This window comes from Hymenobacter radiodurans, assembly GCF_004355185.1.
Taxonomy (GTDB): Bacteria; Bacteroidota; Bacteroidia; order Cytophagales; family Hymenobacteraceae; genus Hymenobacter; species Hymenobacter radiodurans.
Genome location: NZ_CP037922.1, coordinates 371,176 through 390,629 on the forward strand (window position 1 = coordinate 371,176; position 19,454 = coordinate 390,629).

20 protein-coding genes are annotated in these 19,454 nt (G+C 55.2%); 12 read left to right on the forward strand and 8 right to left on the reverse strand.

The window, feature by feature from the left end; genetic code table 11:
* The first annotated feature begins 1 nt into the window (after nucleotide 1).
* From EPD59_RS02660 to EPD59_RS02670, 3 genes are all read left to right on the forward strand, one after another.
* Complete coding sequence (locus EPD59_RS02660) at nucleotides 2-352, forward strand: GIY-YIG nuclease family protein (protein ID WP_317128443.1); 351 nt, start codon at nucleotides 2-4, stop codon at nucleotides 350-352.
* Nucleotides 353-455: 103 nt separating this feature from the next.
* A complete protein-coding gene (gene lpdA, locus EPD59_RS02665; protein ID WP_133271436.1) occupies nucleotides 456-1,862 on the forward strand; it encodes a dihydrolipoyl dehydrogenase in 1,407 nt (468 codons plus the stop codon).
* Nucleotides 1,863-2,108: 246 nt separating this feature from the next.
* Nucleotides 2,109-2,756, forward strand: a complete 648-nt coding sequence (locus EPD59_RS02670) for a hypothetical protein (RefSeq protein ID WP_165963455.1) — start codon at nucleotides 2,109-2,111, stop codon at nucleotides 2,754-2,756.
* Between the two features lie 87 nt (nucleotides 2,757-2,843).
* On the opposite strand, the gene uraH is transcribed toward EPD59_RS02670, so the two are convergent.
* Nucleotides 2,844-3,260, reverse strand: a complete 417-nt coding sequence (uraH, locus tag EPD59_RS02675) for a hydroxyisourate hydrolase (RefSeq protein WP_133271438.1) — start codon at nucleotides 3,258-3,260, stop codon at nucleotides 2,844-2,846.
* 163 nt (nucleotides 3,261-3,423) lie between these two features.
* Here uraH and EPD59_RS02680 point away from each other — a divergent pair, with 163 nt between their 5' ends.
* Together EPD59_RS02680 and EPD59_RS02685 are read left to right on the forward strand one after the other, a co-directional pair.
* The gene (locus EPD59_RS02680; protein WP_133271439.1) at nucleotides 3,424-3,963 is read left to right on the forward strand and encodes a DUF1697 domain-containing protein; all 540 of its coding nucleotides are present in this window, start codon (nucleotides 3,424-3,426) and stop codon (nucleotides 3,961-3,963) included.
* 147 nt (nucleotides 3,964-4,110) lie between these two features.
* Entirely contained in the window at nucleotides 4,111-5,241 is a 1,131-nt protein-coding gene (locus tag EPD59_RS02685) for a putative sensor domain DACNV-containing protein (protein WP_133271440.1), read from the forward strand.
* Between the two features lie 76 nt (nucleotides 5,242-5,317).
* Here EPD59_RS02685 and EPD59_RS02690 read toward each other — a convergent pair whose 3' ends face one another.
* Nucleotides 5,318-6,169: a hypothetical protein gene (locus EPD59_RS02690; protein WP_133271441.1), complete on the reverse strand. Its 852-nt coding sequence runs from the start codon at nucleotides 6,167-6,169 to the stop codon at nucleotides 5,318-5,320.
* A 439-nt stretch (nucleotides 6,170-6,608) separates the two neighbouring features.
* Here EPD59_RS02690 and EPD59_RS23105 point away from each other — a divergent pair, with 439 nt between their 5' ends.
* Both EPD59_RS23105 and EPD59_RS23110 read left to right on the forward strand, forming a co-directional pair.
* A complete protein-coding gene (locus EPD59_RS23105) occupies nucleotides 6,609-7,307 on the forward strand; it encodes a PQQ-dependent sugar dehydrogenase (RefSeq protein WP_133271442.1) in 699 nt (232 codons plus the stop codon).
* 8 nt (nucleotides 7,308-7,315) lie between these two features.
* Complete coding sequence (locus tag EPD59_RS23110) at nucleotides 7,316-7,894, forward strand: PQQ-dependent sugar dehydrogenase (RefSeq protein ID WP_262712925.1); 579 nt, start codon at nucleotides 7,316-7,318, stop codon at nucleotides 7,892-7,894.
* A gap of 124 nt (nucleotides 7,895-8,018) precedes the next feature.
* Here the strand turns inward: EPD59_RS23110 and EPD59_RS02705 are convergent, their stop codons facing one another.
* From EPD59_RS02705 to EPD59_RS02720, 4 genes are all read right to left on the reverse strand, one after another.
* On the reverse strand, nucleotides 8,019-8,588 hold the full coding sequence (locus tag EPD59_RS02705; RefSeq protein WP_133271444.1) for a hypothetical protein: 570 nt from the start codon (nucleotides 8,586-8,588) through the stop codon (nucleotides 8,019-8,021).
* 122 nt (nucleotides 8,589-8,710) lie between these two features.
* Nucleotides 8,711-9,793, reverse strand: coding sequence for a 23S rRNA (adenine(1618)-N(6))-methyltransferase RlmF (gene rlmF, locus EPD59_RS02710; RefSeq protein ID WP_133271445.1), 1,083 nt, complete (start codon nucleotides 9,791-9,793; stop codon nucleotides 8,711-8,713).
* Between the two features lie 248 nt (nucleotides 9,794-10,041).
* Nucleotides 10,042-10,500: a cold-shock protein gene (locus EPD59_RS02715; RefSeq protein WP_133271446.1), complete on the reverse strand. Its 459-nt coding sequence runs from the start codon at nucleotides 10,498-10,500 to the stop codon at nucleotides 10,042-10,044.
* 190 nt (nucleotides 10,501-10,690) lie between these two features.
* Complete coding sequence (locus EPD59_RS02720; protein ID WP_133271447.1) at nucleotides 10,691-11,287, reverse strand: pseudouridine synthase; 597 nt, start codon at nucleotides 11,285-11,287, stop codon at nucleotides 10,691-10,693.
* A 288-nt stretch (nucleotides 11,288-11,575) separates the two neighbouring features.
* Here EPD59_RS02720 and EPD59_RS02725 point away from each other — a divergent pair, with 288 nt between their 5' ends.
* Nucleotides 11,576-12,238, forward strand: coding sequence for a T-complex 10 C-terminal domain-containing protein (locus EPD59_RS02725; protein WP_133271448.1), 663 nt, complete (start codon nucleotides 11,576-11,578; stop codon nucleotides 12,236-12,238).
* A gap of 67 nt (nucleotides 12,239-12,305) precedes the next feature.
* Here the strand turns inward: EPD59_RS02725 and EPD59_RS02730 are convergent, their stop codons facing one another.
* Together EPD59_RS02730 and EPD59_RS02735 are read right to left on the reverse strand one after the other, a co-directional pair.
* A complete protein-coding gene (locus EPD59_RS02730; protein ID WP_165963456.1) occupies nucleotides 12,306-12,626 on the reverse strand; it encodes a hypothetical protein in 321 nt (106 codons plus the stop codon).
* Nucleotides 12,623-13,429 carry a hypothetical protein gene (locus EPD59_RS02735; RefSeq protein ID WP_133271450.1) on the reverse strand — a complete coding sequence of 269 codons (807 nt, stop codon included), beginning with the start codon at nucleotides 13,427-13,429 and terminating at the stop codon, nucleotides 12,623-12,625. The genes EPD59_RS02730 and EPD59_RS02735 overlap by 4 nt, the downstream gene beginning before the upstream one ends.
* Before the next feature lie 174 nt (nucleotides 13,430-13,603).
* Between EPD59_RS02735 and EPD59_RS02740 the strand changes: the two genes are divergently transcribed.
* The 4 genes from EPD59_RS02740 to EPD59_RS02755 all read left to right on the forward strand — a co-directional run bounded on the left by EPD59_RS02740 (nucleotide 13,604) and on the right by EPD59_RS02755 (nucleotide 19,160).
* Nucleotides 13,604-14,467, forward strand: coding sequence for an SDR family oxidoreductase (locus EPD59_RS02740; protein ID WP_133271451.1), 864 nt, complete (start codon nucleotides 13,604-13,606; stop codon nucleotides 14,465-14,467).
* Between the two features lie 292 nt (nucleotides 14,468-14,759).
* Nucleotides 14,760-16,214 (forward strand): aldehyde dehydrogenase family protein, encoded by a 1,455-nt coding sequence (locus EPD59_RS02745; protein ID WP_133271452.1) that lies wholly within the window; start codon nucleotides 14,760-14,762, stop codon nucleotides 16,212-16,214.
* A 360-nt stretch (nucleotides 16,215-16,574) separates the two neighbouring features.
* Nucleotides 16,575-18,620 (forward strand): FAD-dependent oxidoreductase, encoded by a 2,046-nt coding sequence (locus EPD59_RS02750; RefSeq protein WP_133271453.1) that lies wholly within the window; start codon nucleotides 16,575-16,577, stop codon nucleotides 18,618-18,620.
* Between the two features lie 102 nt (nucleotides 18,621-18,722).
* Nucleotides 18,723-19,160: a hypothetical protein gene (locus EPD59_RS02755; protein WP_133271454.1), complete on the forward strand. Its 438-nt coding sequence runs from the start codon at nucleotides 18,723-18,725 to the stop codon at nucleotides 19,158-19,160.
* The last annotated feature ends 294 nt before the right edge of the window (nucleotides 19,161-19,454 follow it).

A 19,454-nucleotide genomic window follows, 5' to 3' on the forward strand; every position in this document is an offset into this window, starting at 1 on the left:
CGTGTACATCACCACTAACCCGGCCAAGACGGTTTTGTACATCGGCATAACCAATAGCCTTTCTCAGCGAATGGCGCAGCATTACAGTAATCGTGGTAGTAACCAGACTTTCGCTGGGCGCTATTTCTGTTACAACCTGCTGTATTTTGAAGAATATGCTGCAAGCAAAGCAGCTATTGAGCGCGAAAAGGAATTGAAAGGCTGGACGCGAGCGAAGAAGGAATCGCTGATTGCTGTGGACAATCCTGACTGGCTTTTTTGCAGCCGTAGAAAACGCAAGCGTACATCGGCGATAAGGTCCTTCCTTCGTCAGGATGACAGATGGTTGGGGGGCAAAAGTGGGAGGATATAATAGCAGGAGAGGATAAATGCACAAACCCACAATTTCAGCTCTTCACAAATTCGCCTTGCGTACCTTCGTGGCCGTTGATTTCCATTGAATTCACCTGCTGAATATGAACCAATACGACGTTACCGTTATCGGCTCGGGTCCGGGCGGTTATGTGGCGGCCATCCGCTGCGCCCAGCTTGGCCTCAAAACCGCCATCATCGAGAAATACCCCACGCTGGGCGGCACCTGCCTCAACGTGGGCTGCATTCCCAGCAAGGCCCTGCTAGACAGCACCGAGCACTACCACAATGCTCACACCACCTTTGAGGAGCACGGCATTGAGCTGAGTGATTTGCAGGTGAATATGAATCAGATGATTGACCGCAAAAACGGCGTGGTGAAAGCCAACGTGGACGGCATTCAGTACCTGATGAAGAAAAATAAGATCGACGTGATTCAGGGCCTCGGTTCTTTCGTCGATAAGACCCATATCAAAATCACGCCCACCGGCGGGGGCGAGGAGCAGCAGATCGAGACCAAAAACGTCATCATCGCGACGGGCTCCAAGCCGACTGTTTTGCCCTTTATTCAGCAGGACAAGCAGCGCATCATTACCAGCACCGAGGCCCTGAACATCCGGGAGGTGCCGAAGCACATGGTAGTGATTGGTGGCGGCGTTATCGGGCTGGAAATGGCTTCCGTATATGCTCGCCTCGGCGCCAAGGTGTCGGTGGTGGAGTTCATGGACACCATCATCCCAACCATGGACCGCGCCCTGGGCAAGGAGCTGAAGCGCGTGCTGGGCAAAATCGGCATCGAGTTCTTCTTCAGCCACAAAGTAACCGGCGCCACCCGCGAGGGCGACACCGTAACCGTGACCGCTACCAACCCCAAGGGCGAGGAAGTGAAGTTTGAGGGCGACTACTGCCTCGTAGCCGTGGGCCGCTCGGCCTACACCCAGGGCCTGAACCTGGAAGCGGCTGGCATTGAGCTAGAAGAGCGCGGCCGCATCAAGGTCGATGAGCACCTGCAAACCAACGTGGGGGGCATTTATGCCATCGGCGACGTGGTGCGGGGGGCAATGTTGGCCCACAAAGCCGAAGAGGAAGGCGTATTCGTGGCCGAAACTATTGCCGGCCAGAAGCCCCACGTCAACTACCTGCTCATCCCCGGCGTGGTGTACACCTGGCCCGAGGTGGCGGGAGTAGGCTACACCGAAGAGCAGCTCAAGGAAACTGGCCGCGCCTACAAAACCGGCTCCTTCCCCTTCCGCGCCTCCGGCCGCGCCCGCGCCTCCATGGACCTCGACGGTTTCGTGAAAGTGCTGGCCGATAAGGAAACCGACGAAATCCTGGGCGTGCACATGATCGGTCCGCGCATCGCCGACCTCATCGCCGAAGCCGTAACCGCGATGGAGTTCCGCGCCTCCGCCGAGGACGTAGCCCGCATGAGCCACGCCCACCCAACGTATGCGGAAGCTATGAAGGAAGCATGCTTAGCCGCTACCGAGAACCGCGCGATTCATATGTAATAACTGGTTAGCAAGAGGTAAAAAGGTGCTTGGAGCTGCTTAGCTTTGAGCACCTTTTTCGTTTCTATGCACGCTGCTACTCTATTCTTGTTTACTGCGGTACTAATGACCACGTGTAATTCTCAGACACAGGAAGCTGCTAAGGCGGAAAAAGAAATTCCTCGCAACAGGCAGCCCGTGGCCGCTGGTTGTCAAATTTTTCACTGGGCGCCTCCATACGATGATTCCGGTCCTTTGCCAGACTCCTTGTGTGCTCGCTTGGGTCCGTGCCCGATGAAGTTCCGGTACCTCAGCGAGGCTGATTTGCAGCGCATACTGGCTAGTGATTCCGAAGAGGTAACAACCGTGTTTGAAAACTATTTTCTGGTAGGATATAACCCCATACGAATCATTTATCAGCCACCAGGCGAAACGAAACGGTGGGTAGAAACTTATGTGGGCGTAACTGGTAACCGTTTAGGAGACCGTTTACAGAGTTCGGTTGGCTTGGACACTGCGCGGCTAGGTAAATCAAGTGTGCCGGTAGTTGTAATTAGAATGGAAGAGACGCGCTCTGGACATCTCAACGGTGGGGCCACACGTTGTGTATCTATTATTAGCGTAGCCAAGGAGCCAGTGTTGTTGCTCAAAGCAGAGAACTACGACGAGAATTGGCGAGTTACAATTAACGAGGCGGACACGAAGGATAGCTCATCGAGCAGCACCGAGGATGTTGAAGCCGGAGAGGATAAGGAGCATTACATCTGCCAGCAGTCCATTGAGGTGCGTGATAGACAAATCGTGATAGGTCAGGTTAGAGACGAGAACGATAAGGTGGTTAAACCAACCATAGCTGCATTGCCCGCTGGCAAGTATCAGTACCAAAATGGTCAGCTGCTGCGCGCGAATAGGTAAGCTGTTGGAGGCAGCAAAAACGACAAAAGCGGCTGAAACTCTCCGGAGCTTCAGCCGCTTTTGCGTTTGTTAAGAAACCGGGTGGCCTCAGCTGCCGCGGTAGGTGGAGTAGCCGTAGGGCGAGAGGGTGATGGGCACGTGGTAGTGCGCGCCGTCCTTAATCTCGAATACTACCTCAATGAAGGGGTAGAACGATTGTTGCTTCTTGCTCTCGAAATAGGGCTGCGTCACGAAGGTGAGCTTGTAGGTGCCCGGCGTGCCGGCGGCGCTGGCCGAGGGCAGAAAATCGGGGATGCGGCCGGCGGCGTCGGTTTTCTTCTCGGCCACGGTGGTCCACGTTTTTTGCGTGGCGTTGTACTGGTGCAGGCGTACCGTTACGCCGGAGGCTGGCTGGCCCGTGCTGATGTCGAGGATGTGGGTGCTGAGTTGGTTTTTAGACGAGGGAGCCTGCGCCAGACCCAGCAGGGGCAGCAAACTCAGCAGGCAAATTAGGAGGGGTTTCAACGTGCAAAAGGTAGTATGTGAGAAAAGAGCCGCTGCCAGTCGGGAGCGGCTTGATGGGGAAAAATAGCCCCACTATCTAAACGTTAAGCGGCGCGACATAGGTTGGGTTTTTTAACCTTGATGAAGTCATCTTTGCCATTGTAAAAAAAGCCCCCCAGATCATATGACGTACATCGCCTTACTACGCGGCATCAATGTGGGTGGCCACCGCGTGACAATGGAAGCTTTGCGCCGCCTCTTCACGGAGCTGGGACTGACCGACGTGCGTACTTACATCCAAACCGGTAATGTGTTTTTCGACGCTCCGGAGCAAGACAGAGCCTTGCTGAGCGTGCGTATTGAGCAACACTTGCAGCAGGCGTTGGGCTACGCAGTGCCGGTATTTCTGCGCACCGTAGAGGAGCTGGAGCAACTGCTGGCGCTCAATCCATTCAGCCACCTCACGGTCACGGACGAGGTGCGGCTGTGCCTGATGTTTCTGGCTGAGCCTGCGCCGACTGGTCTGGTACTGCCGCTTCGCTCGCCCAAGGCGGATATGGAAATTGTGCACCTCACCAATCGGGAAGCATTCGTCGTCTGGCACATTATCGAAGGCCGCCCGCCGGCTTCTACGAGCTTTGTGGATAAGCTACTCGGGCGGCAAACTACAACTCGGTTCTTCCACACCACCGCCAAAATTCTGGAGGCGGCCAGGAAAGGATGAGTCAGTCGGCGTTACGATATTTTCCCGCGCAATGATTGGCTGCCTTCTACGGAGCAGTTGAAGTACTCTCCAAAAAAGCCCCCCGGCGTTGATTGGCCGGCGCACGTATAGTAGCTTCCTGTTTCCAAAGCCCTGTACCTGCCCTGTATGCTATCTGAACCCACCTACCTGGCGGCCCGCGTGGTAGCCCCGATGATTGAAGCGCACTTTGCCCGGCATCGAGCGGCGGCTAGTGCGCAGCAGGCAGTCAACCTGGGGCCACCGCCGTCGGCGCATCTGGTGGAGGTTATGATTGATGTGGCTTTTTGGGCCAGCTTGAGGCGGGAGGAAGGGCACCCACCCAAGATTTCGCTGGCCCTGCTGGAGCCTGGGCAGGCAACCCAGGCCGTGGAGTTTACCAAGCGGCGGCTTATTCCGTATAACCTCCTCAAGCTGGCGCCTGCTGTGGAGCAGCCCGGGATTCACCTCGGCGTGTGGCACGATGCGGAGGGCCTTTACGTGTGGGGCACCGCCACGGGCACGCCGCCGCTGAGTCTGGTGCTGGAAGTAGTGGAGCCCGGCCTGCTGGTAGCCAAGCACCGCCGCGCCGATGGCTTCGGCAAGTTTGTGAACGTGGCCATCCTGCGCGGCGAGCAGCTCCAGCTGGTCGATATTGAAAATACGGCCGTCGATGACTGTCCGGCGCTGCAGAAGTTTCTGCCCGACCCAGGACTACCGGATGCTGCCGGTGAGCTAGATAACGTGCTGGTGGAGCTGGCCGCCGTGATGCGCGCCCACGGTCGGGGCGGGCTGGTACTCGTGGTGCCCACTGAGTCGCAGAAGTGGCAAGAGTCGATTGTGCATCCTATGACGTACCCCGTGATGCCCGTGTACACAGGTATTGCCGAAATCCGGCAGCAGGAGCAAGCCAAATGGCAGTGGCGGGAAGAGGTACAACGGGCCATCGGGATTGTAGGGGGCTTTACGGCCGTCGATGGGGCCACCATCATCACCCGCGACTATCATCTGCTGGCTTTTGGGGCAAAAGTAGCTCGCGCCAGATCCAGCGCGCTGGTCGATAAAATGGTGCTCACGGAGCCGGTAGTAGAAAGCGAGGCTAAGTATATGCACCCGGCCCAGAACGGCGGCACCCGCCATCTTGCCGCGGCCCAGTTTGTATTTGATCAGCGCGATGCCGTTGCGCTGGTAGCCTCGCAGGATGGCTTTTTCACCGTCTTTGCTTGGTCAACTTCCCTGGAAATGGTGCATGCTCACCGCATCGACGTGCTGTTGCTGTAGGGGGCTTTTTTTATCTTCTCATGCAAGAAGAGGCTAACACTTTCAAAGTATCAGCCTCTTCTTGTTTTACCCTGCCTTACAGTCGGACTTTAATGGCTACTTGCTTGTCAGCGAAGGGCTGCAAGTCATTCAGTTGCTGCTCAATTTGTTGTAGCCAGGCTGCCTGTTTGCTGTGGTCGGGATAAATTTCGCTGTCGTACTTATCATGCATGCGTTGGGCCTCCGAGATGATTTGCCGATAGATAGTCTCGTGCTTGATCTCCAGCTCTTTTGTGTCGGCTACCTGCTCTTTAATAGCTTTAACGAAGCGGCGCGCCTGTATTTCGGTTATATCAAAATGCCCCTGCTCGTGCTCTAAGGTGTGGGCTACATCCTGAGTGCCTTTGAAATAAGATTCTTGGCAGTTAAAAAAAGTCTCGACAGTTAGCTGGATGTTATCCTGAAATACCCGGCCCATGTACTTGTAGCGAATATTGCTGCTGGTAGCGGCCTCGAAAGGGCGGCTTTCGGTACTGCCTTTAAAGTCAGCCTGCTTCAGCCGCCGCGACGGGTGCCATACAATCTCTTTTTCGTAGCGCGACAGATCGGGCACCCGGAGCGCCTTGGCTCTAATGCGGTGGCAGGTGCTCCGCATGTCAGGCACTTGGTGCTCATAAATCTGCAACATGTTGGCACCTAGTTGCCTGGCTTCATTCGTGGCCAGTGCTAGTACTTTCTCATAAGAACAATTTACCGCTAAGCCGGCGTCTTTGATGTAGATGTCGCCTAACTCTTTGGCTTGCTCATCTACTATTTCAGTCTCTTTAATAACCAAAAAGCCCTCGTTGGCTGGCAATGGGCTCGCATGCTGGAAGGAGCTAACGACGGCCGTAGGAGCACAAGCAGTAAGACATAAGAATAGGAAAGCAGCCGTGAAAACGCGTCTCATGTAAGATTTCGCCAGAAAGGATGGGTTTGTGTATAAGAAGAAGCTGGACTCGACTGGTGCACATATCTAGCCAAATCAAGGGCTGATTCATCGTAAAAATGAGTGCGTAGGAGCAGCAGGCAAGGGTGTTAGGGTGCCGCTTGCTATTCTGCTCGCTTGTGCTTGTTGTAGTCAGCTTACTACTTTTTATTCTGATGATGAGAAACCTACAGCCGTTTTTGCGTAAGCCCTACGAAGGAGGTACAAGCAGGGCTGTTGAGATAAATAAGCTCAATGGGTACATCCCGCGTGTCGCCACTTCAAGGTATCAGGCAAAAGCTTTGATGCCAAGCCCTGCTTACCTCGCTTTCATCTGAGAAAACAATAGCACAGCGAGAGTTGTGCTTACAGAATAAGTCACGCACTGAAACTAACTTTTATACTTCTAAACCAACGCCTAATGAACAGACACCACCTACTGAGTGCTTGCGCTATTCTTCTGGCTGGCTTCACTGCTGCCTGCAAACAATCTGGCCAGGAGCAGCGCGCGCAGGCCCAGGATAACACGGAAGCTACGTCGTCGATCTCCGACCAAATCAACCGTCTGCCGCTCGAAACCCGGGAGGCCAATGTACCTGAGCAGCGCCCCACTTTTCCTGAGCAAACCCGCGCCAAGGAAATCAAATCGACGGTGGCCTTCGACGTAACAGTAGTAGCCAAAGGGCTCAAAAACCCCTGGGCTGTGGAGCCGCTGCCTAACGGCGACCTGCTGATAACGGAGAAACCCGGTTTGCTGCGCATTGTATCGGCGAAGGGGCAGATAGGCGACCCTATTAAGGGTTTGCCCGCAGTGTATGCCAGCGGCCAAGGCGGTTTGCTCGATGTGGCGCTGAGCCCAAATTTCAGCACAGATCAGACTATTTATTGGTCATTTTCTGAACCTCGGGGAGATAAAGGCAATGCCACCAGCGTAGCGAAAGGCGTACTCTCCACCGACCGTCGCAGCCTGAGCCAGGTGCGGGTGATATTCCGGGCGTTGCCGGCTTACGATGGCGACAAGCACTTTGGCTCCCGCTTGGCGTTTGGGTCAGATGGTTTGCTATTCGTGACCCTTGGTGAACGCTCCGACAAGGAAATACGGCCCAGGCTCAGCAGATGAATAGCCATATGGGCAAAACCTTACGCATCACCTCCGACGGTAAGCCGGCCCCAAACAACCCGTTTGCCAAGCAAGCCGGCGCCCTGCCCGAAATCTGGACGGTGGGCCAGCGCAACGTGCAGTCTATGGCCTTCGACGAGCAAGGACAGCTCTGGACGGTGGATATGGGCCCGCAGGGCGGCGACGAAGTGAACCGGATTGAGGGAGGCAAAAACTACGGCTGGCCTGTGGTGACCTTTGGCGAAGAGTACTCAGGTGAGCCCGTTCCCAACTCCGTTACCACCAAACAAGGATTCGTGGACCCCGTGTATTATTGGGATCCGGTCATTGCGCCGTCCGGAGCCCAGTTCTACACCGGCGACGCCTTTCCGGCGTGGCGCGGCAACTTATTTGTGGGTGCGCTTAAAGACCGTGAGCTGGTGCGCCTACAAATCGAGAATGGCCGCGTAACGGGCGAAGAGCGTCTGCTATCCGACCGCAAGCAGCGCGTGCGCGACGTGCGGCAAGGACCAGACGGCGCGCTGTACGTAGTGACCGATGAAGCCGACGGCGAGCTGTGGAAAATTGCCCCCCAGTCTGGCACATAGGCAAGAATGCAGACCTGTGGGAGCAAATTGCTGCTATTTGTGTGCTCTTCAAACTAAAAAGCCCGCTGAGAAGCTTGTTCTCAGCGGGCTTTTTAGTGCCATTGCTTTCCGGAAATCGAGATGATTATTCCTCGAAACCTAGATTAGTTGGCATAGCAGACATTTGCCGCAGATCGGTGGTGGGTACGCTTGTGTCAACTACCTCGAAGCTAAGATTGTCGAACCAAATCTGGCCGGTTGAGCTCAACAGGGCGCCATAGGCAATGTTGGAGGCCTGGGCCGGTACATCCAGTACAATGTCGTACTTCTTCCAGTCGGTGGTACCCTTCACGGGGCGGTTGCTCATGTTGTCGAAGGCCAAGGACTTTGTGCCGCCCGCCTGATCGACGCGCATCCAGAGTCCGGCCCAGCTTTTCACATCCTTCGACTTTACGTAGCCCGAGAGGCGTACGCGCTTGCCTAAGTACTGCCGCGCGGAGCTACCCTGCATCAGCGTACCGAAGCCGTCAATCTCAGCTTCGATAGACTTGATGGTAGCGGCCTTTTTACCGGTTTGGCCCGCACCCTCATCGATGCCCATTACGTACTTTTTGGGCTGGCTGCCGGCTATGTGCCAACCGGCCGGGACATCAAACGAAAATAAGCTCACGACCGCGCCCACTAAAAGGCAGTTTCTAAGGATGGCGATGTTCATAAGGATAATGGTTAAAGTGAATAGGGTTTAATTAAGCCTAAGATAAGCATTTGAGCGAGAGCGCCCTAGCAGTACTTGGCGTTGCTGGCCGAAACAAGAATATGATATAATAGCAAGGGGTTTTATCTAACGAATAGAGTGCTTATCAATAGCTGAAAGCTGGCAGCATTGGGTGGAAATCGATGCGCCAGAACAGCAAAAAGCATGGCCGAAAACTTATTTCTGCGCTGGTTTTGCCCCCAGCGCTTCTCCCGCCACGCCAGCTGCTGCTGAGGGTCCAGAAACGTCCAAGCGACGATGCGGCTGCTTTTCTGGCCCTGCGCCATATTGATGGTGCGCACCTCGGTAGCACCCGCTTTTTCCAGCGACTTATACAGGCCGGGCAATGTTTCTTTTTTGGATACCAGCGTCGTAAACCAGAAGATATTACTCTTACTCAGGGTGCTTTCCTGGGCCATGCGCCACAGAAACGTAGCCTCGCCGCCGGGATACCACAACTCAGTAGCTTGGCCGCCGAAGTTCTGGGTTGGCGGGGTCTGGGGGGCTTTTTGAGTGCCCAGGTTGTGCTCCTTACGCCGGCTGCTGGCCTCAGCTTCCTCTTGCGAGCCATGAAACGGTGGATTGCACATCGTCAGGTCGAAGAACTCCTTAGGCTCGACGATATCGTTGAAAATCTGGGTGGAGGAAGTCTGGCGGCGTATGTCCACATTGCCGGCCAGGGTGCTATTGCTGGCCACAATCTGCTTGGCCATGCGTAGAGCTACTACATCTACGTCGGTGCCCACGAAGCGCCAGCCGTATTCCTTATGTCCGATGATAGGGTAAATGCAATTGGCCCCCACGCCCACATCGAGCACCCGAATGCTTTTGCCCCGCGGAATCACATCACCATTTACGGAGGCGAGCAAATCGGCGAGGTAGTGAATGTAGTCGGCGCGTCCGGGAATGGGCGGGCATAAATAGCCGGCCGGAATATCCCAGTTCTGAATCCCATAAAACTGCTTCAACAGCGCCCGATTCAGGGCTTTTACCGCCTCGGGGTTGGCGAAATCAATGCTGGTGTCGTCGTACTTGTTCACTGCCACAAATGGCGCCAGCTCCGGCGAAGCCTTGATCAGCTGAGGAAAGTCGTAACGGCCGCGGTGGCGGTTGCGGGGGTGGAGTGGGTCTTTCTCGGCGGAATCCTGGGGCGGTTGGGTGGTCATCGGTAGAACGTAAGTGCGGTAGCGGTAAGGCTACCTATTCAAGTATCAATGAAAAATAGAACGTCATGCGCGGAATGCTCGGCATGACCGCCTACTTAAGCTACTATATGTACGCGTATGACAGGCAATCAAAGTCAGTACAGCGCTATTCAGGCGCTAGCAAACGCAAAAGCGGCCGCAGCTCCTTAGAGCTGCGGCCGCTTTTATGCCGAAGGTTAGTACGCTGGCGTAGATCGTTTTATCAAAAGCTAAGCCTCGGCCAATTTAACAGAAACGGCGGTTGGTCCTTTCTGGCCCATGGCCACTTCAAAGGTCACCTTGTCGTTTTCTTTGATCTGGTTGATCAACCCGTTGGCGTGCACAAAAATGCTTTCCTGGGTCTGCTGATCCTTGATAAAGCCGTAGCCTTTCGAGTCATTGAAGAAAGACACAATACCCTTCCGAATAACGTCGGGCTGCTCCATGTCTTCCTGCTTCATGGTCGTAATCTGGATGTCCTCCTGATTAATAACCTTTTTCTTTTTTGGATCCGGAGGAGAATCAACGATGTTGCCGTTTTCGTCAACGTAAGCAAGCATATCCTCTAGGCTCTGGCCTTTCACCGCGTTTGCTTGGCGCTCCTCCTTTTTCTCGGCCTTATCGGTACGCTTCTTTAATCGTTTTTTCTCATTCTCTTTTTTACCAAACGTTGCTTGTGATCTAGCCATTTTTATTTTTTGATTTTAAGTAATACACACTGTAATGCGAGGCAGAGCTGGAAGCTCAAAGCAGGGCATCATCTTAAGACAGATGGCGAAAAACTAAAGTTCAGCACAAAGCATAAACGTCTTAGTACAAAGCTGAACCGCGGGAGCACCTGCCTGAGGAAAGGATAAACGGGGCAGGGAATCATCAAAGTTACAGCAATTCAACTTCTTCCTGTTGTTGCGGCAAGTAAAAGCTATCAAGTTCTATTACGGCACCGGGGGGCAAATCGTGCAAATAGATAGCGCCGATCCGCACCCGGAACAGGCGCAAGGTCGGAAAACCGACTGCTGCTGTCATTTTGCGCACCTGCCGGTTCTTGCCTTCGGTGAGCGTGATGGATACCCAACTGGTGGGGCCGTGGCGGTCGTCGCGGATTTTGCGGGTGCGGGGGGCAAATTCCGGCGCCGTTTCTAATTTAAATGCGGTGCAGGGCGTGGTCTGGTATTTTACGTCGCGAATACCAATTTCGACGCCTTGCTGTAATTGCGCAATGGCCTCGTCCGTAATTATTCCGTCGACCTGGGCGTAATATTCTTTCTCTATTTTTTTGCTGCGCACCAATTCGCTCATTTTTCCGTCGGTGGTAAGCAATAATAGCCCTTCGCTTTCTTCATCCAAGCGCCCAATGGCCATCGTTCCTTCCGGAAAATCGTGTAAGTCGCCGAGCAATTTCTTCTTTTTTAATTCACAGACGAACTGACTTAAATAGCCATACGGCTTGTGAATTATAAAATGCTGATGCGACATGTACGGGACGAATTAAATTAACTGGATGCGTAAGCGCCGGATACTATAATTGTTTTGGCGGAAAATAGATGAATATGCAAATATGCGGTATCTTATTGTTAATCAATAATTAACCAGATAGCAAGCTCAGCGACTTCTACCGTAGCGTACGTGCTAATCGCTCCAATAAACAGCCATAAGTGGCGCCGCTTCGGCTCGCTCGGCCCAACCTCGGCCCAACAGTCATCGTACAGCGGCCGATGGCAATGTATTAGCTAATGCCTATTTTTCATTTTCTGTTCCCCGACCATGAAATCCGCTCTGTTTCTTCTCGCTGGTGCCGCCGCTCTGTCGCTGGCCGCCTGCAATACCGACAAAAAAGCCGCCGTGGATGCGGCCACAACACCTTCAGCCGATACGGCCGTGGTAGCCGATAACGACGTAGTGATGCTCTACCGTGAGCAAGGCAACCGCGTGGCCAACCGCGTCACCACCGACTTAGGCATCACCGATACCGCCCAAGTGCGCGAGGTGCGCCGCGTATACGACACCCGCGCCACCCGACTGGGCGAAGTAGATACCCGCTACGCCGCCGATACCAGCGGCCGTACCACGGCCCTACGCGAGATTGACCGCGAAACCGACTCCAAAATCAAGGATATTGTGAAGGACGATGACCGCTACATGACCTACGAGGAAAAGCGCGCCACTTATTACACTGGCGAAGAATACGCCGCCGAAGCGGAAGACGATAAGTCGACCACCACTACGGCCGCCGCTCCGGCGCCAGCTCGCCGCCAGGGCCCGACCATCGTGAAGGTGGAAAAGAAGAAAAACGGTGAATCCAAAACCGTGTACTCCGATGGTCGCACCGTGAAAGTAGACAAGGACGGCGACCGCAAAACCGAATACCCGAACGGCACCAAAGTAAAGCGCGACGCCGATGACGGTGAGCGCAAAGTGAAAGACTAGTTTTAGCCAAACGCATATCCAGCAAAAAGCCCGCACCGTGACTGATGCGGGCTTTTTGCTGCCTAGCCTACTGCACTACACCTAGTGCTTGTAACTCTTTAGTAATGCGTTCGTTCCAGCGCGTCTGAGCGGCGGCGTTGGTGCCGTTGCCCGTTTCGCCATCGTACTGTTCCTGCAGGCGGTTCATTTCCTGATAAGATTTCAGGTACTGATGCTGCAGGTGGCCGGCGTAGTAATCGACGGATAGTGTGTCTTGCCGAATCCGTTGCTTAAAGCGCTCCACTACCAGCTTCACCACATCGAAGTGGCGCTGCTCGTGGTTGAGGGTGTAGGGCGTGCGGGCGTGGTCGGCAACCCAGGAGGAGCTGCGCACCACGAAGGTTTTCATCGTAATGCGGAGCTGCATTTTGCCCCCCACCACCTTCGTGGAGCCTTGGTAGGCGAAGTTGGGAAACACCACGGCCGCCGTATTCCCCCCGAGCGGCGAGGGCCTGTGAAATCCGAAAAATCGAGGGGGCGCTTGGGGTCATAGAAAAGCGTATCCGTGTCCTGATTCTCCGTGTAATCGGTGAAGAAAACCTGCACGCCGGTAGCCAATTTGGCGTTGTGGGGGGCATTTTGCTTTACCCACGTGTGCAGGTACCGCATGGCTTCGGTCAGCGCTTGGCGCAGAGTGGGCTCTACGACGCCAAGTTGGCCGGCGGGGCGCCCGTAGCGGGCCGCGCCCTGATACTCGGTTAGCGCTATGGTTTGGCCATCGCGCTGCCAGTCGAAGGCCATTTTTATCGTAATGCGGCCGTCCACGCGGCCGGGCGCTTTCGGGTCAGCTGTTTCCGTGACTTTGCACTCGCGCAAACGGATGGTAAGAGGGCGTAGCTGCTTATTGGCCGGAAGGGTTTGTTGAATAAACTTTTGCATAGCGCTGGCTCCTCCGCCCTGCAAATCAACCGTTTGTGCTTTGGGAGCTAGTGTGGCAGCGGTAGCCGGCGGGATTAACAAGGCTACGGCGCGGCGGTCGGGGCGCTCATCTACCACCTGGGCTATGTAGAACTCCTGGGGGGCAAATGTTTGGGTAGGCGCCAGCAACCGGATGGGCGGCACTGTGCCCGCCGACTGCGCCGCCAGCAAGAGCACCACGGAAAGAAGGGCTGCTACCCAACGCATTGCCGGGCGCACAAATGTCAGCAGCATAGAGGAGTAAATGGGTGAAGCCAGAAGCCAGTAGTTAAGGCTTCTACATTGGAAACTTGGCAAAACGTTCCCGCCCAGCAACCGACAAAAAGCCCCCCAGCTTTCTGCCACCTGAACAATAACCCTTCGTAGCAGGCCGCGTTGTTAGTTTTTTATCCTAATCAACCATATGCTATGGAAACTAAACCCACGACATTACCTCCTCAAAAGCAGAATCAGCAGCCCGGCAAGGAGCAGGAAATGACGCCTCAGCCCGAATACATTCGACCCAACTATAAAGGCAGCGAAAAGCTGCAAGGGAAAGCAGCCCTCATCACGGGTGGCGACTCCGGTATCGGCCGCTCCGTGGCGGTGCATTTCGCCCGCGAGGGCGCCGATGTAGCTATTACCTACCTGCCTGCCGAGGAAGAAGATGCTTATAAAACGCGCCAGTTGGTAGAGGAAGCTGGCCAGCGCTGCCTCACCCTGCCCGGCGACCTGCGCGACCGGCAGTACTGCGAACAAATTGTGCAACGCACCATCGATGAGCTGGGCGGCCTGAATATCTTGGTAAACAACGCGGCTGAGCAGTTTCCCAGCCAGGATATGAAGGAAGTATCGGATGAACAGTGGGAAGACACGTTCCAGGTTAATTTCTTCTCCTTCGTGCGCGTAACGCGGGCCGCCTTGAAGCACCTCAAAGAAGGCGATTCCATCATCTGCACCTCGTCGATCAACGCGTATCGCGGCAATCAGCAGCTTATTGATTATTCGTCCACGAGGGGCGCTATTACGGTCTTTGTCAGGTCGTTGGCTCAGCAATTGGCGGACAAGAAAATCCGTGTTAACTCCGTAGCTCCCGGCCCCATCTGGACGCCGCTTATTCCCGCCAGCTTCCCCCCGGATAAGGTAGCCTCCTTCGGTAAAGACACCACGATGAAGCGCCCCGGCCAGCCCTCCGAAGTAGGCCCCGCTTACGTATTCTTAGCCTCCGACGACTCCACGTATTTCACGGGCCAAACCTTGCACCCCAACGGCGGCGAAACAGTGAATACGTAAGCTAATTAAGCTTTAAGAGACAGTTAGCTATACCAAAAGGCCGTCATGCAGAGCACAGCGAAGCATCTCGCTCGCTTCGTTAAAACTACCACTGCAACGACCGCGAGCAAGATGCTTCGCGCTGCGCTGCATGACCGTCAAATTAGGTGCAACAATGGTAAAAAGCCCCCAGGAAATTTCTGGGGGGCTTTTTCGTGAATAACTATAGCCTGACTAGCATCTCCTGCCTACCTAGCTTGAGCGACAAATTTCCGTACCTTAGAAGACGCACTTCATCGCCTCATTCTCTCGCATGGAAACTCTTGATACTCCGATTGCTGCTGCCTCCGCACCCTTCGACCCTGCGCTGCTGCCGGAGCTGTTTGGGCGGCTCAAAACCCGCAGCGAAGTACTGCGTCGGGAAGGAGCCAGCGAGCGGATTGCGCGCTTGCGCCGGCTGAGCCAGTGGATAGAAAACAACCGCACGCGCATTCAGCAAGCCATGTACGCCGACTTCCGCAAGCCCGCGGAGGAAGTGGACATGTCAGAAATCTACGTGTCGCAGGTGGAGCTGAAGCACACTATACAGCACGTGGCCAAGTGGATGCGCACCCGCCGCGTGGGCACGCCCCTGGCCATGATGGGCACAAAAGGCTGGGTGCAGCCTGAGCCCAAAGGGGTGGTGCTCATCATTGCCCCCTGGAATTACCCCTTCTACCTAGCCGTCGACCCCCTGACCTCAGCCCTAGCCGCCGGCAATTGCTGTATCCTGAAGCCTTCCGAAATGACGCCCGCCACCAGTGCCCTCATCCGGCAGATGGTAGAAGAAGTATTCGACCCCAGCGAAGTAGTTGTGTGCGAAGGTGACAAAGACGTGTCGACGGCTTTACTGAAGCTGCCGTTCGATCATATTTTCTTCACGGGTAGTCCGCAGGTAGGCAAAGTAGTCATGCGGGCCGCCGCCGAGCACCTTACCTCGGTCACGCTGGAGCTGGGGGGCAAATCGCCGGTGCTGGTAGACGAAACCGCCCACCTTCGCGATGCCGCCGAGAAAATCGTGTGGGGCAAATTCCTCAACGCCGGCCAAACCTGCGTCGCCCCCGATTACCTGCTGGTGCACGAGAAAGTTCGCGACAAGCTAATCGACGAAATCAGGGCTGCCACCCGCCGCCTTCACGACCCCACCGGCGAAGGCGTGCAACAGTCCAATACCTTCGCCCGCATTGTAAATAAGCATCATTTTCAGCGCGTTAGTAAGCTGTTGGAGGAGGGCCAGCGCCTGGGGGGCGTTTTGGAGATGGGCGGGATTGTCGATTCGTCGGAGAATTTCATTGAGCCCACGCTGCTGGCCGAAGTGCCACCGGAAGCGGGACTTTGGAAAGAAGAAATTTTCGGTCCTGTACTGCCCCTGCGTACTTATAGCACCCTCATGGAAGCCGTGGACTTTATCAACGACCGGCCCCGTCCGTTGGCGCTTTACCTATTCAGCCGCAGCGCCGAAAACCGCCGCTACGTGCTCAAGCGCGCTCCCGCCGGTGGCGTTGCCCTCAACGATACTATCATCCACCTTATGCACCCCGAATTGCCCTTCGGCGGACTCGGCAATAGCGGCATGGGTCGCGCCCACGGCCGCTACGGCTTCGACTCGTTCTCCAATCTGAAATCAGTGTTGAAGCAGCGTATCGGGCAAACCTCGATCAAATTGCTGTACCCGCCCTATACGCCCAAGGTGAAGCAGATGATGGAGATGGTAATGAAGTGGTTTTAGCGAGTCTAGGTTTCCAAAAGAAACGCAATAGCCTGGGCCTTAAACAGTAACCATCTGTCGCCCTGATGCAGGAAGGACCTTTTCACGCCCGCACGAGTCGTTGTTACGATGGTCGTTCAGGCGTGAGAAGGTCCTTTCTGCGTCAGGATGGCAAGTTGAGTAATAGTAGAAGTCGAAAGATGAAGTAGAGAATGATGAGGTTTCAACACATGCGTTTCGGCATTTTAAAGCCGGCATAAACCCTATTGCTGAATGGTTTTTTGTGCTTCAAACTACGCGGCATGCCGAGTATATCAGAAAAAATGCCGATATTTTCAGACCCGCATTCAGCGAGATTAACCGTTTGCTTCTGAATTGATTATGAATCCCACTCCTGCCCACCGCGCTCTTCTTAATGCCCTCGCCGATACATTCATCCCAAGCATTGAAGGCAAAACTGAGAAGGCAGAGTTCTGGGCCCAGCGTGGTTCCCAGGGCATAGATGTCGACAAAGCTTTTGCTGCTATTTCGGCTCAACCGGAAGGCGCTCAGCAGGAGTTTAAGCAACTGTTGAAGCTGCTGGAAAACCCAGCTTTAGGACTCACTTGGTTTGGGCCGCTCAAACCCTTTGTGCGTCTGGATGCGGCCCAGCGCCAGCAGATGCTGCAAAGCTGGGCGGGAAGTAATGTACCACAGCTGCGCAAAGGCTTTCATGCGCTGCGCAAGCTGCTCACATTCCTTTTTTACGGTTCGTCATCGGCGGAAAAAGGCAATGCCACTTGGGCGGCGCTGGGCTACCCCGGCCCACTCCCCGATGCCGTGGTAGACTCCTCGAAACCTCTCAAAACCCTGCGCCCCACCACCGACGTCACCTACGACTGCGACGTGCTGGTGATAGGCAGTGGAGCCGGCGGCGGGGTGGTGGCGGCGGAGCTGGCTGCGGCTGGCCACGACGTGTTGGTACTCGAAAAAGGCCCCTACTGCCACGGCTGCGACTTTACCCAGCGCGAAGTAGACATGATGGGCCAACTCTACGATGCTCGCGGCGCACTCAGCACTCAGGATGGCGGCGTAGCACTGTTGGCTGGTAGCTGCCTGGGCGGCGGCACTACCGTCAACTGGGCCGGTTCGTTTCGCACCCCCGATTATGTGCTGGAAGAATGGGCCAAGGAGCACCAGGCACCTCACTTTACGTCTGCTGAATTCAAAAACAGCCTCGACGCTGTGAGCCGCGCCCTGAGTGTAAACACTGACTACACTCGGCACAATGGTCAGAACCATGCTTTACTGGACGGCTCGGCCAAATTGGGGCAGAGCACAAAGCTGATTCCAAGGAATGAAAAAGGCCTGACCGATTCAGAGGAGCACTTTCAAGGCCTTGGCTATACCACTCTCGGGGACCGTTACGGCATCAAGCAAGGCACTTTAAACACCTACTTACCCCGAGCTTTCGCCCATGGTGCCCGCTTACTAGCTGATACCCGCGTGGAGCGCGTGACGGTGCAAGCTGGCCAGGCTACTGGCGCCGAAGCTGTGCATACCACCTCCGACGGCCAGCAAGTACGCGTGACAGTGCGGGCGCGGCGCGTGGTGGTAGCAGGCGGCGCCATCCAGACGCCGGCGCTGCTTTTGCGCAGCGGTTTGCGGCACCCGCACCTTGGTCAGCATCTGCATCTGCACCCCACGGTGGCTGTTTCAGGTCTGTATCCACAGCTGATGAACCCGTGGCATGGGCCGAGCATGTCAGTAGTAAACGACTGCTTTACCCGCCTCGATGGCACCAACTTCGGAGTGAAGCTGGAAACGCCCCCCGCCCACGCGGGCCTGATGGCGATGGTGCTACCTTGGCAATCGGGTGAGCAGCATAAGCAGCTAATGCTCAACGCCGCTCATCTCGGCAACTTCATCGTGCTGACCCGCGACCGGGATGGCGGCCGCGTGACAATTGATCAGCACGGGGCTCCGCTGGTCGACTACGTACTTAGCGCTTTCGACCGCAACACGATGCTGCGAGGCGTGCGTGCCGCCGCTGAAATTCACGTAGCGGCCGGGGCGCATACCGTGTATTTGCCTCACGGAACTTTGCCTACGCTCCATGCGCAGAATGGCGTGGTTCAAAACCCCGAAGTGCTGGAAAAACTGCCGCACTTAGGCTGGAAACCGAATCAATTTAGCCTGTACAGTGCCCACCAGATGAGTACCTGCCGTATGGGCGGCGTGCGCGCAACGCATCCGTTGTCACCCAGCGGCGAAACGTACGAGGTCAGTAACCTGTACGTGGCCGATGGCTCGGCATTTCCCGCCTGTAGCGGCGTCAATCCAATGCTGACTATTATGGCGCTGGCTCACTACACGGCCCAGGAAATTAAGGCTGGTTTGGTAGCTAATGGTGCCAAAACGAGGCAGCAGCTGGCCGTTAGTGAGTAGATTCTGGTAAGTAGCGCAGGGGCAAATACCCGTAGTAGGAGGGAGGAGATGGCCATTTGCCGGATTTTCGCGTATGCAGGGCACACTCCTACCTTTTGTCCCATGCGTTCCGCTCCCTTTTTACTTGCTCTGGCCCTGCTGATGGCCACTACGTTTAGCTGTGCCCGTCGCAAAAAGGCGAACATTCCTAACGCCCCCACGACGACCACCGCTGCCCCAACTCCTGCTCCGGCCGCGCCCGTTGAGCGCCGTGCTGCCCGCGACCTGACCGACGTAATGACCGATGAGCTAAAACTGCTCCCCGATCAGCAAGTAAAAGTACGCGCCATCCTGACTTCCACGGTAGAGCAGGTGAATGACGCCCAGAAAAAGCACGGTGCCGACCGCACAGCCCTGATGACTGACCTGAAAGCCATTAATGCTCGCTCCGAAGGCCAACTCAAACAAGTACTCACGCCGACTCAATATCAACAGTACCAAACCAAAAAGCGGGCAATGCAAGCCGAAATGCAGTCTCGCAAGTCGGGCGGTGGACGCTAGATAAGATGCGCAAAACAAGAAAATGAGGTTGTCATGCTGAGCCTGTCGAAGCATTTCTACTGCTTCGACAGGCTCAGCATGACAACCTATCTAAAAAAGCCCCCAGCGTGATGCTGGGGGGCTTTTTTGGCTTATTCATTTTATGAGGCGAGATAAATGTGAGATGAAGACTCAGAGAAATAGAAAATATAGTTGCTCTCGTCGGTGCTTCTTTTTTTCTGAGGCAACCGTTGGTCCATTACCTGCATCTTTCAAGCTACTCGGCACGCATTAGAAAAGCAAAGGCGCTGGTTA